Annotated in this window: 8 protein-coding genes; all 8 read left to right on the top strand. The window is 36.0% G+C overall.

Annotated elements, in window-relative coordinates:
- Nucleotides 1–29: 29 nt before the first annotated feature.
- The 8 genes from V6246_RS00920 to V6246_RS00885 are packed head-to-tail and all read left to right on the top strand — an operon-like array spanning nucleotide 30 to nucleotide 15,240.
- Nucleotides 30–1,631 carry a sulfatase family protein gene (locus tag V6246_RS00920; RefSeq protein ID WP_341558567.1) on the top strand — a complete coding sequence of 534 codons (1,602 nt, stop codon included), beginning with the start codon at nucleotides 30–32 and terminating at the stop codon, nucleotides 1,629–1,631.
- A 44-nt stretch (nucleotides 1,632–1,675) separates the two neighbouring features.
- A complete protein-coding gene (locus V6246_RS00915; RefSeq protein WP_341558566.1) occupies nucleotides 1,676–3,979 on the top strand; it encodes a glycoside hydrolase family 95 protein in 2,304 nt (767 codons plus the stop codon).
- A gap of 8 nt (nucleotides 3,980–3,987) precedes the next feature.
- Nucleotides 3,988–5,358 (top strand): sulfatase family protein, encoded by a 1,371-nt coding sequence (locus tag V6246_RS00910; RefSeq protein WP_341558565.1) that lies wholly within the window; start codon nucleotides 3,988–3,990, stop codon nucleotides 5,356–5,358.
- A 12-nt stretch (nucleotides 5,359–5,370) separates the two neighbouring features.
- Complete coding sequence (locus V6246_RS00905) at nucleotides 5,371–8,052, top strand: glycoside hydrolase family 3 protein (protein ID WP_341558564.1); 2,682 nt, start codon at nucleotides 5,371–5,373, stop codon at nucleotides 8,050–8,052.
- Nucleotides 8,053–8,058: 6 nt separating this feature from the next.
- Nucleotides 8,059–9,489 (top strand): glycoside hydrolase family 30 protein, encoded by a 1,431-nt coding sequence (locus tag V6246_RS00900; protein WP_341558563.1) that lies wholly within the window; start codon nucleotides 8,059–8,061, stop codon nucleotides 9,487–9,489.
- 8 nt (nucleotides 9,490–9,497) lie between these two features.
- Nucleotides 9,498–11,390 (top strand): beta-N-acetylhexosaminidase, encoded by a 1,893-nt coding sequence (locus V6246_RS00895; protein WP_341558562.1) that lies wholly within the window; start codon nucleotides 9,498–9,500, stop codon nucleotides 11,388–11,390.
- Nucleotides 11,391–11,394: 4 nt separating this feature from the next.
- Nucleotides 11,395–12,882, top strand: coding sequence for a sulfatase family protein (locus V6246_RS00890; protein WP_341558561.1), 1,488 nt, complete (start codon nucleotides 11,395–11,397; stop codon nucleotides 12,880–12,882).
- Between the two features lie 24 nt (nucleotides 12,883–12,906).
- Nucleotides 12,907–15,240 (top strand): GH92 family glycosyl hydrolase, encoded by a 2,334-nt coding sequence (locus V6246_RS00885; RefSeq protein WP_341558560.1) that lies wholly within the window; start codon nucleotides 12,907–12,909, stop codon nucleotides 15,238–15,240.
- Nucleotides 15,241–15,272: the final 32 nt, after the last annotated feature.

Below are 15,272 nucleotides of genomic sequence, written 5' to 3'. Positions count from 1 at the left end.
CTAATTGTTACAAATTAAAACCAAAAAAAATGAAACATGTACTTAAAATAGGTGCCATTTGTTTACTTGCCCTTGCAACCGTAACAAGCTGTAAAGAAAAAACAAAACAAGTAGAAACTAAAGCTGAAGTAAAAGCAGCAAGGCCTAATATCTTATACATCATGGCCGATGATCATACTTCTCAAGCCTTAGGTATTTACGATGGAATTTTAAAAGATTATGTACATACCCCAAACATTGAGCGTTTAGCTGCAGAAGGACTTGTGTTAGATAATTGTTTGGTATCTAACTCTATTTGTTCGCCAAGTAGAGCCACAATTCTTACCGGTCAATACAGTCATATCAACGGTGTAAAAATTCTAGCGGGTGGTTTACCTCCAACGCATCCTACCATTGCTGGGGTTTTAAAGCGTGGCGGTTACCAAACCTCTATTATAGGGAAATGGCATTTAAAACAAGAACCTACCGATGAGTTCGATTATTACAGTGTTTTACCTGGACAAGGTAGATATTGGAATCCTATATTAAAAACCAAAGAGAATTGGAAAGATTATATGGAAGGTGGTAAAGCTTATGAAGGTTTTAGTACAGATGTAATTGCAGATAAAACCATTGAATGGATTGATAAAAGAGATAAAGACAAACCTTTTATGATGATGTGTCATTTTAAAGCCACGCACGAGCCATTTGATTATCCAGAACGTTTTAGTCATTTATATCGAGATCAAGATATTCCTGTTCCTAGTTCACTTTATGATAAAGGCGCAGAAACTACGGGTAGATCTTTTAAAGGGCAGTCTGTAGATAATTTAAAAGAAAGATATTTATTAGCTTCAAAAGACCCTGAAAATGTACCGGGTTACATGAAGTATCCTGAATTACCATTAACTGTAGATGGTTTAACAAATGATGAAGCTAGATATAAAACCTACCAAAAATATGTAAAAGACTTCATGCGTTGTGGAGCCGCTATTGATGATAATATTGGTAAATTATTAGATTATTTAGACAAATCTGGATTAGCAGAAAACACCATCGTTATTTATACAGCAGACCAAGGTTACTTTTTAGGAGAACACGGTTGGTTTGATAAACGATTAATATATGAAGAGTCTATTCATATGCCTTTTGTAATTCGTTATCCAAAAGAAATTCCTGCAGGAACACGTAATTCTGATCTTATTGAAAATGTAGATTTCTCGGCGTTATTTGCAGATTATGCAGGTGTTGATTATCCTGAAACAATGCAAGGCCACTCGTTCCGTGAAAACTTAAAAGGGAATACTTCTAAAGATTGGAGAAAGTATGGTTATTACAGATATTGGGACCATTCTATAGATCGTCCTGGACATTTTGGAATTAGAGGAGAACGTTACAAACTAGCCTTCTATTACGGAAATGCATTAAAGGAAAACGGGTTTACTAAAGAAAATCAACCAAAGAAATTTTGGGACTTTTACGATTTAGAAAAAGATCCAAACGAATCTCACAACGCTTATAATGATCCGGAATACCAAGAGATTATAAAAGAAATGAAAGTAGAAATCTTAAAACAAAGAGAAGCTTTAAAAGATACGGATCCAGATAATCCGGAAATCCATGAGATTATAGAGAGTCATTGGAACGCTTAATTTATAAAGTTAACACTATAATAGATAGACTAAATAAAACAATTATGAAATTGAACAAAAAAACAATTATTTCCTGTGTGTCTATTCTATTATGTATAGCAACAATTTCAGCACAGGAAACTCACAAATTATCTTATGAGTCTCCTGCTGAAAAATGGACCGAAGCTTTACCTATAGGAAATGGTAGCCTTGGCGCTATGGTTTTTGGTGGTGTTCCTGAAGAACATATTCAGTTTAACGAAGAAACACTTTGGGCAGGAAAACCTCATGATTATGCACATAAAGGCGCTTACAAGTATTTAGATACCATTCGCCAGTTATTAACAGATGGTAAACAAGTGGATGCTCAAAACTTAGCGATGCAAGAGTTTATGAGTACGCCTTTAAAGCAACAGCCTTACCAACCTTTTGGTGATATTTACATCGCTTTTAAAGGTCATGAAAACTACAAGAATTACACAAGAGAGCTAAACATAGAAGAAGCCATCACTAAAGTAGCTTATTCTGTAGATGGTGTGGATTTCAAAAGAGAAGTATTCTCTAGTTATCCATCACAAATTATTGCTATCAACCTAACCTCTAGTAAATCTAAAGCGCTTAATTTCGATTTATGGTTAGATGCCCTTCACGAAGATAAAACGGTAGAAACCGTTGGAAACACACAAACATTAAAGGTTCAAGTTAAAGAAGGTGCCCTTAGAGGCGTTGCCACTTTAAACATTCAAACTAATGGTACTATTGAAACTGTAAACGGGAAACTTCAAATTTCCAATGCATCAAAAGCAACCATATATTTAACAGCTGCAACCAACTATATTAAATACAATGATGTTTCGGGAAATCCTGAAAACATCACGCAAAACACTTTAGCGCAAGTTGCTTCAGAAAATTATAAAAAAGTAAAAAAACTACACCTCAAAGATTACCAATCACTATACAACCGTTTTGATATTGATTTTGGTGATAATGGGAAATCGGCAAACACCACCGATAAGCGTATTTTCGATTTCTGGAAAACACCAAGCGATCCGCAATTAATTGCACTTTACGTACAATATGCCCGTTATTTAATGATAGCGAGTAGCCGTCCAGGAACCAAACCACCAACATTACAAGGTATTTGGAACTATAAATTAACGCCACCATGGTTTAGTAGTTACACAACTAATATTAATTTAGAAATGAATTATTGGCCAGTTGAAATTGCTAATCTTAGTGAATGTCACGAACCGCTTTTCGATTTTATAAAAGATGTTTCTGAAACTGGAAAAAACGTAGCCAAAGAACATTACGGCGCTAAAGGCTGGAATGTACACCACAACGTTGATATTTGGAGAGGTGCTGCACCAGTAAACCATTCTAATCACGGACTTTGGTTATCTGGTAGTGCTTGGCTTTGCTCACATATTTGGGAACATTATTTATTTACAAAAGATGAAACTTTTTTAAAGAACAACTATGCTTCCATGAAAGAGTCGGCGCTTTTCTATACCGATTTGTTAGTTGAAGACCCAAAAACAGGTTACCTGATAAGTACGCCATCTACATCCCCAGAAATTGGTGGTTTAGTGGCTGGACCAACGATGGATCACCAAATCATAAGAGCGCTTTTCAAAAGTGTTGTTGAAGCATCTTCAATCTTAAAAACAGATGAAGCTTTCGCTGAAAAACTAACGACTATGATTCCTAAAATTGCACCAAACCAAATAGGTAAACACGGGCAATTGCAAGAATGGTTAGAAGATAAAGATAATCCAGAAAGTCATCACAGACACGTATCGCACTTATGGTCGGTATATCCTGGAAGTGAAATTAATTACGAAGACACTCCAGAATTAATGAAGGCTGCAAAACAATCTTTAGAATTTAGAGGCGATAACGGCACAGGTTGGAGTTTAGCTTGGAAAGTTAATTTCTGGTCACGTTTTAAAGATGGAAACCGCGCTTATAAATTATTGAATGTATTATTAAGTCCGGCAGAAATTCCGGAACGCAAAATTAGAGGAGGCTCCTACCCTAACCTTTTTGATGCACATCCGCCATTTCAAATTGATGGAAATTTTGGTGGTGCTTCAGGTATCTTAGAAATGTTATTACAAAGTCATTTAGATAAAATAGAATTACTACCTGCCTTACCAGATGGTTTAGCCGATGGAGAAGTAAAAGGTATTGTTGCTAGAGGTGGTTTTGAATTGGCTTTCTCTTGGAAAAACTCGAAATTACAATACGTTGAAATTACATCTAAAAAAGGAGAAGCTTGTGTTTTAGAGTACAACGGAAATACGATAGAGTTTGACACCAAAGCAGGAAAAACGTATAAGTACGACGGTTCATTAAATAAAAAATAATTCAGAATATGAAATTCGTAATCAGTATACTCACCGTTTTTTTAAGTTGTACAGGAGCGCTTTCAGCACAAAAAACAACTGAGAAACCTAACGTCATTATTTTTTTTACAGACGATCAAGGTTATCAAGATATTGGTGTTTTTGGTTCTCCATTAATAAAAACACCCAACTTAGATAATATGGCGGCAAATGGTATAAAATTTACCGATTTCTATGCTGCTTCATCAGTATGCTCGCCATCAAGAGCAGCCTTATTAACTGGAGCATATCCGCTACGTGTTGGTGTGCCCAAAGTGTTGTGGCCTAACTTACCTGGAGGTTTATCAAATGAAGAACAAACAATAGCCAATATGCTAAAAACAAAAGGCTATAATACAGCATGTATTGGTAAATGGCACCTTGGCGACGAGGCTCAATATTTACCAACAAAACAAGGTTTCGATTCGTATTACGGTATTCCTTTCAGTAATGATATGTCTGTTAACCCAAAATCAAAGGTTTCAGAAGATATTCTTTTTAGAGAAGGTATGACGATTGATAGTTTGCGAGAGAAAAAATGGAGAGGAAAAAGAGTCCCATTAATGAAGCAAGATGAAGTTATTGAATATCCTGTAGATCAATCTACTGTTACTAAGCGTTACACAAAAGAAGCCATTAATTTTATAAAAGAAAATCAAAATGAACCTTTCTTTTTATACTTGGCTCATTCCATGCCACATGTCCCATTATATGCCTCGCCAGATTTTAAAGGTAAAAGTGCAAGAGGATTATACGGCGATACTATTGAAGAGATCGATTGGAGTGTTGGTGAAGTTTTAAAAACATTAAAAGAACAAGGTATTGATGAAAATACGTTAGTGATTTTTACTTCAGATAATGGACCTTGGACATCAAAAGGAGATCAAGGTGGTAGTGCCTTGCCTTTAAGGGGACACAAGAATCAAACTTTTGAGGGTGGATTTCGAGTACCTATGATTGCACAATGGCCCGGTAAAATTAAAGCGGGTGTGGTTACCGATAAATTAGCTTCAACTATAGATATTTTGCCAACCTTAGCCTATTTAACAGATGCAGAATTACCGAAACAAGAAATAGATGGTAAAAACATGTGGCCCCTACTTTCAGGAAATGAAAAAGCGAAGTCGCCACATAGAAAAGATGGTTTCTTTTATTACAAAGATTCTACCTTAGAAGCCGTTAGAAAAGGGGATTGGAAACTACGTATTACACAAGATTCTGTAGCCCTCTATAACCTTAAAAACGATATTTCCGAAAGTGAAAATGTAGCAGCGACAAACCCTAAAATCGTAAAGAAGTTACAGAAAATGATGACCGAGTTCGATGCCGATCTAAAAGCAAATCAACATCAATATAATTAAAATAATAGCAGTTTGAAAAAGATTCTCCATACCCTAAAAATAGTCAGTGTTTTTGCACTAATCATAAGTGCTTTCGCTTTTTCTAATAAGAAAGACCCACCTTATAAAAACCCGAAGTTACCCGTTGAAGAACGTGTAAGCGATTTATTAGGCAGAATGACGTTAGAAGAAAAATTCTGGCAAATGTTTATGATTCCAGGCGATTTAAAGATTGGAAAAGACAAATTGAAACACGGTATTTTTGGTTTTCAAATTTCTTCAAAAGGATTAAATGATAATGCAGCCGAACAAATTATGGATTATGGTTCTACGGGAACTGCAGCCAATATGGCTAACGAAATTAACGAACTTCAAAAGTTTTTCTTAGAAGAAACCCGTTTAGGAATTCCTATCATTCCTTTTAACGAAGCCCTTCACGGTTTAGCTCGAGATGGAGCTACCATGTATCCGCAAGCCATTGCATTAGCAGCAACTTGGGATACAGACTTAGTTGGCGAAGTAGCCGGAGCCATAACAAAGGAGACAAAAACAAGAGGAATTCGTCAAATATTATCGCCAGTATTAAACATAGCACGCGATGTGCGTTGGGGACGTACCGAGGAAACTTATGGTGAAGATCCATATTTAACAACGCAAATGGCGCTTTCTTATCTTGGAGAATTCGAGAAAGAAGGTGTAATAACCACACCAAAACACTTTGTTGCTAATGTTGGAGCAGGTGGTCGTGATAGTTACCCAATTAGTTATAACGAACGTATTTTAGAGGAAATTTACTTTCCTGCTTTTAAAGCTGTTTTTCAAAAAGTAGGTGCGCGTTCAGTAATGACGTCTTACAACTCATTAAACGGTACGCCATGTACGTCTAACGAGTGGTTATTGCGTACTAAACTGAAAGAAGAATGGGGTTTTGATGGCTTTGTAATTTCCGATGCTGGAGCTACAGGTGGTGCTAATGTATTACACTTTACAGCTAAAGATTATGCCGAAGCTACCGAAGATGCTGTAGAAGCTGGTTTAGATGTTATGTTTCAAACCAACTACAACCACTACCCTTTATTTTGGGAAGCTTACAAAAATGGCATGGTCGATATTAAAGCCATTGACGAAGCAGTAAGCCGTATTTTAAAAGCTAAATTCGAATTAGGTTTATTTGAAAATCCATACGTAGATGCTAAAGAAGCAGCAATTTGGAACGGACATAAAACACACCGTGAGTTGGCTAGAAAAGCAGCCTCTAAAGCAATGGTTTTATTAAAAAATGAAAATAAAGCTTTACCAATTGATAAAGCTGTTAAAAAAATGGCACTTATTGGGCACGATGTAAAAACCGTACGATTAGGTGGTTATAGTGGCCCAGGAAATAATCTTATTTCTATGTATCAAGGTGTATCAGACAAGATAGGTAAAGACAATATTATCTATGCGCCTGGTGTAGCTTTAGCTGAAGAAAATTATAATGTGGTAGCGTCTTCTTATTTATCGACTACTAAAGAAGGTAAACAAGTTGAAGGTTTAAAAGGGGATTATTTTGATAATATTAAATTAACCGGTCAACCTAAAGTAGAGCGAATTGATAAGCAAATTAAGTTTGGATGGACCTTATTTTCACCACATGAAGATTTAGCTTACGATTGGTTTTCGGTACGATGGACAGGAAAACTAAAAGCGCCAAAAACAGGTGATTTTAACATTGGAATTGAAGGTAACGATGGGTACCGCATGTATTTAGATGGTAAGTTAATTATTGATAACTGGCAAAAACAATCGTATAATAGTATTTTAAAACCTTTTTCTTTTGAAGAAGGAAAAACATACGATATTAAAATTGAGTTTTTTGAAGCCGCAGGAAATGCAAAATTCAAATTAATTTGGGATGCCGAAATTCAAAACGAATGGGAACAACAAATTGCAGATGCTGTTGCAGCTGCAGAAAAAAGTGATGTTGCCGTAGTGGTTGCTGGTATTCACGAAGGTGAATTTCAAGATCGTGCTTTATTAGCTTTACCAGGTCATCAAGAAGCATTAATTAAAGCCGTTGCTAAAACAGGAAAACCAACAGTTGTTGTTTTAGTTGGTGGTAGTGCTATTACTATGTCTAACTGGATTAACGATGTCGATAGTGTTTTAATGGCATGGTATTCTGGTGAAAATGGCGGAAACGGTTTTGCAGATATCCTTTTTGGTGATGAAAATCCTGCCGGACGTTTACCAATTACTTTCCCGGTAGATGAAGCGCAATGTCCATTGTATTACAACAATAAACCAACCGGTCGTGGTGATAATTACCACAACTTAACAGGGCAACCTTTATTCCCTTTTGGTTACGGATTAAGCTATACGGCTTTTGAATATTCAAATATAGAGTTCAGTAAAAATAATATTTCAGCTAACGAAAGCGTAGAAGTTTCATGCACCATTAAAAATGCAGGAATAGTTGCTGGAGACGAAGTGGTTCAACTTTATATCCGTGATGAATTAGCTTCAGTATCTCGCCCTATTAAAGAATTAAAAGGTTTTAAACGCATCACTTTAAACCCTGGAGAATCTCAAAATGTAACCTTTAAATTAGATCCGGAAGCCTTATCAATGTTAGATAAAGACATGAAAAGATTAGTTGAAGCAGGCGATTTTAGAATCATGGTTGGCGCTTCATCAAAAGATATCCGTTTAAGAAAAATTTTAACAGTAAAATAGAACATTATGAACGTTTTTAAATATTCAGCTTTAACCCTTTTAGTCGCTTTTTCAGCTTGTAAAAAACAGCCTCAAGTAACTTGGGTAAGCAGTACTAATGATAATGTTTGGGTTGAAAAAACCTATAATCCTTCTGAGGAAAATACAGCTACTAACCTATCCATTACTATTGATACACAAAACCAAGAACAAGAAGTTACAGGTTTTGGCGGCTGTTTCAACGAATTAGGTTGGGATGCTTTAGCTATGGTAACTCCAGAAGAAAAGCAACAAATTTTAAACGATTTATTTAGTCAGGAAACGGGTTGTAAATTCAACGTTTGTAGAATGCCTATTGGCGCTAATGATTATGCTGTAGATTGGTACAGCCATAACGAAACTGCGGAAGATTTCGCAATGTCTAACTTCTCTATCGATCGTGATAAAAAACGTTTAATTCCCTACATTAAGGAAGCACAAAAAATAAATCCAGAAATAGAAGTTTGGGCTTCACCATGGTGTCCGCCATCTTGGATGAAACATAGCAAACATTACGCTTGTAAATCTAATCCTGAATTTAACGATTTACCAATAGAATGGAGTTCTACGGAAGAATTAGTGTCTCGTTTCATTATGGAACCAGAATATTTAGAATCTTACGCTTTATACTTTTCAAAATTCATAAAAGCTTATGATAATGAAGGTATTGAAATTAGTGCAGTTCATGTTCAAAATGAACCAAATTCAGCTCAAAACTTCCCGTCATGTGTTTGGAAACCTCAAGATTTAGGCATTTTTATAGCCGATTATTTAGGTCCGAAACTTAAAGCTGAAAATTTAGATACAGATATCTGGTTAGGTACTGTTGAGCGTCCACAAATAGAACGTGTGGATGATGTTTTACAATACAAAAACACTGAAGATTATGTTACAGGTGTTGGTTTTCAATGGGCAGGAAAAGGCGCTATTGAAGCTGTACATGCTAAATATCCAGACATGCAATTAATGCAAACTGAAACAGAATGTGGTGACGGTTCTAACGATTGGAAAGCGGCAGAATACACCTTCAACTTAATGAAACATTATTTTGAAAACGGTGCCAACTCATACATGTATTGGAATATGGTTTTAGACGAAACAGGAAAAAGCCAATGGGGATGGAAACAAAATTCTATGATTTCTATTGATAGCAAAACCAAAGCTATAAAATACAATCCTGAGTTTTATTTAATGAAACATTTAAGTGCTTTTGTAGCGCCAGGTTCGGTAAAATTAGCGGCCTCTGGAGATACTAATAACGCACTTGCTTTTTATAACAAAGCCAATAATGAGGTAACTGTTTTGGCTTACAACAATACTTCGGAAGCTCAAGAATTAGCATTAAACATCAATAACGAGATTGTAAAAGTAGCCCTAGACGGAAAATCTTTTAACACGCTTGCTGTAAGTTTAAATTAGAATAACACATGATAAACACTTCATATAAAACAAATATTTACGGAGTAAAAACAATAGCATTACTTTTAGTATGTCTCATGTTTTCAGTAAGTATTTATGCTCAAGATGTCCAGAATACTTTTATTCCGCAACCAGAATCTGTTGTATACGCTTCAGGCGGATTTAAATTAGATGAAAACACGCAAGTTTTTATTCCGAAGAAATTCAACAAAGCTTTAGCGCCTATCGTGTCTTCAACACTTACAAATGACACCGGTTTATCGCTTACTGTAAACGCAGGAAGAACCTCAGCGTCTAAAAACGTTATTGTTTTTGAAAAAGTAAAAAACGCATCTATTGAAGCCGAAGGTTATGTTTTAGAAGTAAATGCTTCTAAAATTACGGTAAAAGCAACCGATTATGCTGGTTTATTTAATGGTTTCCAAACTTTGAGACAGGCTATTCCTGCCGGTTCTAATGGAACTACAGCCATACAAAGTTTGACTATTACCGACAATCCAAGATTCCATTGGCGTGGTGTGTTGTTCGATGTTTCTCGTCATTTTCAAACTAAAGCTTTTATTTTAAAACAACTTGATGTATTAGCTTCATATAAAATAAACAAATTTCATTGGCATTTAACTGACGATCAAGGCTGGAGAATTGAAATTAAAAAATACCCAAACCTAACTCAAAAAGGGGCTTGGCGTGCCGACAGAACAGGTATTGCTTGGTGGTCTCGTGAGCATGCTACAGCAGATGAACCTAAAACCGTTGGTGGTTTTTATACCCAAGAAGATATTAAAGAAGTTATTGCTTATGCAGCTGCTAGAAATATTGAGGTGATACCAGAAATTGATGTTCCCGGACACAGTAAAGCTTTAGTAGCATCGTATCCAGAATTGTTTTGTTTTGATGGGGAAACTGATGCTAATTTTGAATTAGCCACTGGTGGAAAAGCGCCCGATAACGCAGTTTGTGCAGGAAAAGAAACTACCTATGCTTTTTTAGAAGATGTTATTAAAGAAGTAGCCGAGTTATTTCCTTCTAAATACATCCATATTGGTGGAGATGAATGCAACAAAACAAATTGGAAAAAATGTCCGCATTGCCAAAAGGTAATGACAGACCACAATCTTGCTGATGAGGAAGAATTACAAAGTCATTTTATTCAAAAAGTAAATAAAATAGTAACCGCCCAAAATAAACGAATGATTGGTTGGGATGAAATTTTAAGCGGTAAAGGAGCCAAAGGCGCTACCATTATGGCTTGGAGAAGAGGCATGCATACACCGGAGTTACAAGCTCCACGTGAAGGCTACCCAACAATTATGACTTCGTATTTACACTCATATATCAGTCGTGTTCAAGGTCCGACTTTTATGGAGCCAGAAGGACCAAATTCGGTATTACCGCTCTCTGTAGTTTATAATCATGAACCTATTCCTGCTGAATTAACTGAGGAAGAAGCAAGCCGTGTATTAGGAAACCAAACTTGTTTATGGGCCGAATTTACACCAACCGAAGAACATTTTGAATATATGCTTTACCCAAGAACCTTAGCAAGTGCCGAGGTGTCTTGGAGCAATCCAAAAGTAAAAAACTGGGAACGTTTTCAAAATGCATTAAAAACCGATCATTTTAAACGTTTAGAAAGAGACAAGGTTAATTATGCAAATAGCATGTTTACTGTGTATCCGGCTTTTGCTATCGATCAATTAAACACAGAAGCTATTGTGTTTTTGAAAACAGAAACTGTTGGCTTTTCTATTTATTACACGCTTGATGGTAGCGATCCAACAATAAACGCGATTAAGTATGAAGGCGATTTTAAAACAAAGCCTAAAACCCTTTTAAAAACTGGTTTATTTAACGAAACTGGCGAATTACTAGGTGAAATAACAGAAATACGATTAAAATAAAATCATGAAAATATCAAAATTAGTAGCTCTTTTTATGTTCGTTGTTGCTTCTGCTTCAGCTCAAAAAAAACCAAATATTGTTTACATCATTTGTGACGATTTAGGCTATGGCGATGTACAAGTTTTAAATCCTGAAAAAGGAAAAATACTTACTCCAAAAATAGATGCCTTTTCAAAAGAATCTATGACGTTTACCGATGCGCATTCTGCTTCTGCTGTATGTACACCATCGCGTTACGCTATTTTAACAGGACGCTATTCTTGGCGTTCTAGATTGCAACAAGGCGTTTTAGCAGGAGGAGAAGAATTAGAACCTTTAATAGCTGAAGACCAAATGACGGTGCCTAAAATGCTTAAAGATGCAGGTTATAAAACTGCCGCTATAGGTAAATGGCATCTTGGATTTAAATTCGTTGATGATGAAGGAAAACCTGTTGAAGTTTACGATGGTAAAAAAGTAATTGGCCCAGCTATTGGTTCTACGGTACCAAACGGACCAGTTTCTCGTGGTTTTGATTCTTATATTGGCTTTCACCACTCTCGAGTTATGAAAACGATAATAAAAGACGATAAGGTTGTTGATAAAATGGAACCTGTAAAGATGTTACAATTTTTAGGTGATCATGCAGAAGATTATATCGCTAAGGCATCTAAAAACGATACACCATTTTTTATGTATTTGGCATTAAACTCGCCTCATAGTCCTGTAGTACCATCAAAAGCTTGGCAAGGAAAAAGTGGCATGGGAGATTATGCCGATTTTGTTATGGAAACCGATGATGTTGTTGGTCGTGTACTCGAAGCCTTAAAAGCAAATGGCATTGAAGATAATACTTTGGTATTCTTCACGAGTGATAACGGTTGCTCCTACCCTGTTGCAAAAGTTGGTAAGTTAGAAAATGAATTTGGACATTACCCAAGTGCTGATTTTAGAGGTTACAAATCTGATATTTGGGAAGGCGGACACCGCATTCCTTTTATGGTGAGATGGCCAGAACATATTGAGGCTAACTCTATAAACGATAAACTAATTTGTCAAACGAGTTTAATGGCGACTTGTGCTGAAATTGCAGGTTTAAATGTGGCTGATAATGCTGGTGTAGATTCGTATAGTATTCTTCCAATGTTGAAAAACAAAAAGGCAAAAACGGATTATAACTTAGTAGTTCATCATTCTATACATGGTAAATTTTCTATCAGAAATAAAAAATGGAAATTAGAATTAACGCCTGGTTCTGGTGGTTGGTCTAACCCAACGGATAACAAAGCTAGAAAAGAAAACTTGCCAGAAATTCAATTGTATAACATGAAAACCGATGCTGAAGAAACGACTAATGTTTACAAAAAGCATCCAAGAGTCGTTGCCAAATTGACAAAAAAATTAAAACATATTGTTGAAAATGGTAGAACAACCTCTGGAAAATCACAAGAGAATGATGTACCTGTAGATCTTTACAAAACAGAAACGACACAAAATACAGCAGCGCACTAATAGATATTAAAAGCAGCCCATTACATGAGTACTACAAAAAGAAACATATTATTTTATTTCTGTCTGGCATTAACGGCTTTAGTGGCGAGTTCTTGTAATTCTTCAAAATCTGATAAAGAAGCAACTCAAAACGAAAAGCAGCCTGTAGATTACATAGACCCCATAATTGGAGCTATTACTTATGGTAAAAAATCGAAAGATGCTCATGGTTTTGGTAAAACATTTCCGGGTGCAGCAACGCCATTTGGGTTGGTGCAGTTAAGTCCCGATACGGTTTCTGATGGCGATAATGGTTCTGGATATTCTTATGAGCATCCAACCATGGAAGGGTTCAGTTTTACACACATGAGTGGCGTGGGTTGGTTTGGTGATTTAGGAAATTTTTTAGTAACACCTGCAACCGGTAAACTACAAACTAATCGTGGTGTTGCCGAAAATCCAGAAAGTGGTTACCGTTCTCGATATTCTCATGATACGGAAATTACAGAAGCGGGATATTATGCCGTTACTATGGACGATTATAATGTGAAAGCAGAATTAACATCGGCTCCAAGAGCAGGTATTATTCGCTTTACCTACCCTGAATCTGATAGTTCTCGAGTTCAAATTGATTTAGCACGTCGTGTTGGTGGAACTTCAACAGAACAATACATAAAAGTAGTAAATGAAAACACCATACAAGGTTGGATGAAATGTCCTCCAGAAGGTGGTGGTTGGGGCGCTGGCGCAGGAAATGCCGATTACGTGGTGTATTTCTATTGTGAATTTAGCAAACCGCTAAAAGATTATGGTATTTGGAGCGCCGATATTCCGGATGTTCCTAGAAAAATGCGTTTTATTAGAAGAGACAACTATCAAGATTCGATTAAAAATGCTGAAATTTTTGAAGGTAAAACTGAAATGCAAGGCAAACATTTAGGCTTTTACACCAATTTTAGCACGAAAGCAAACGAAGAAGTTTTAGTGAAAAGTGGTATTTCATTTGTAAGTATTCCTGGGGCTAAAGAAAATTTAGAACACGATATTAACCATTGGGATTTCGATAAAACAAAACAAGAAGCTCGTGATAGCTGGAGTAAAGCCATTGACAACATATCCGTTAAAGGTGCTACCGATAGAGAAAAAACTATTTTTTATACATCATTGTATCATACTTTAATAGATCCTCGTGCTTTTTCGGATGTGAATGGAAATTACATGGGCGCTGATAAAAAAGTACATCAAACTAACGATTTCACCTATCGTACTATTTTTAGTGGTTGGGATGTTTTTAGATCTCAATTCCCTTTGCAAACCATTATTAATCCTACGTTGGTAAACGATGAAATCAATTCATTACTACAAATGGCAGAATTGAGTGGTAAGGAGTATTTGCCACGTTGGGAAATGTTGAATTCCTATTCTGGTGTTATGTTAGGAAATCCAGCCGTGTCTGTTATTGTGGATGCTTACGAAAAAGGTATTCGAAATTACGATGTAGAAAAGGCTTTTCAATATTCATTGAATACGGTCAATAATACAGGAAACGGCGAGTTAGGTTATTCAAACAAACATATTTCTAAAACATTAGAATATGCCTATTCTGATTGGGCTTTAAGTGTTATGGCCAAATCTTTAGGTAAAGATGATATTGCTGAAACCTATTTGAAGAAAAGTGAAAATTACAAGAATATTTGGAACGATGAAGTGAATTGGTTTAGAGCCAAAGACAGCAGCGGCACTTGGCTAGAATGGAAAGGAAAAACAGTACACGGACAAGGTTGTATTGAAAGTAATCCTTATCAACAAGGTTGGTTTGTACCTCATGATATTGATGGTCTAAAAGCGTTAATGGGTGGCGAAGAAGCTTTTAGAAATGAATTAGTTTCTTTCTTTGAAAACACACCAGACGATTTTCTATGGAACAATTATTACAACCATCCAAACGAGCCTGTACACCATGTTCCGTTTATGTTGAATGAAGCAGGTGTGCCTCATTTAACTCAAAAATATACTCGCCAAATTTGTAATGATGCTTACGGCACCGATGCTTACGGATTGTGTGGCAATGAAGATGTTGGCCAACTGTCGGCTTGGTATGTATTGGCATCCATCGGCATTCACCCTATTGCTCCTGGCGATAACAAGTATCAAATTACGAGTCCCGTTTTTAGTGATATTGAAATTAAATTAGATAGTGATTATTACACCGGAAAGACTTTTAAAATTGTAGCAAATAACAATTCCGAAGAAAATATTTATATCCAATCTATGACATTGAACGGAAAGCCACTTAATCGGTTCTGGATTACACATCAAGAAATTACACAAGGAGGCGTTTTAGAAATGGAAATGGGACTAGAACCAAAAATAAATTAAAAAAGAAATCAAAAAATACTAACTCAAAAAAA

The sequence above is a fragment of the Algibacter sp. TI.3.09 genome, assembly GCF_038154905.1.
GTDB lineage: Bacteria > Bacteroidota > Bacteroidia > Flavobacteriales > Flavobacteriaceae > Algibacter.
The sequence above is the reverse complement of the archived record's forward strand: the minus strand, read 5'-3'. Positions and strand labels throughout refer to the sequence as shown.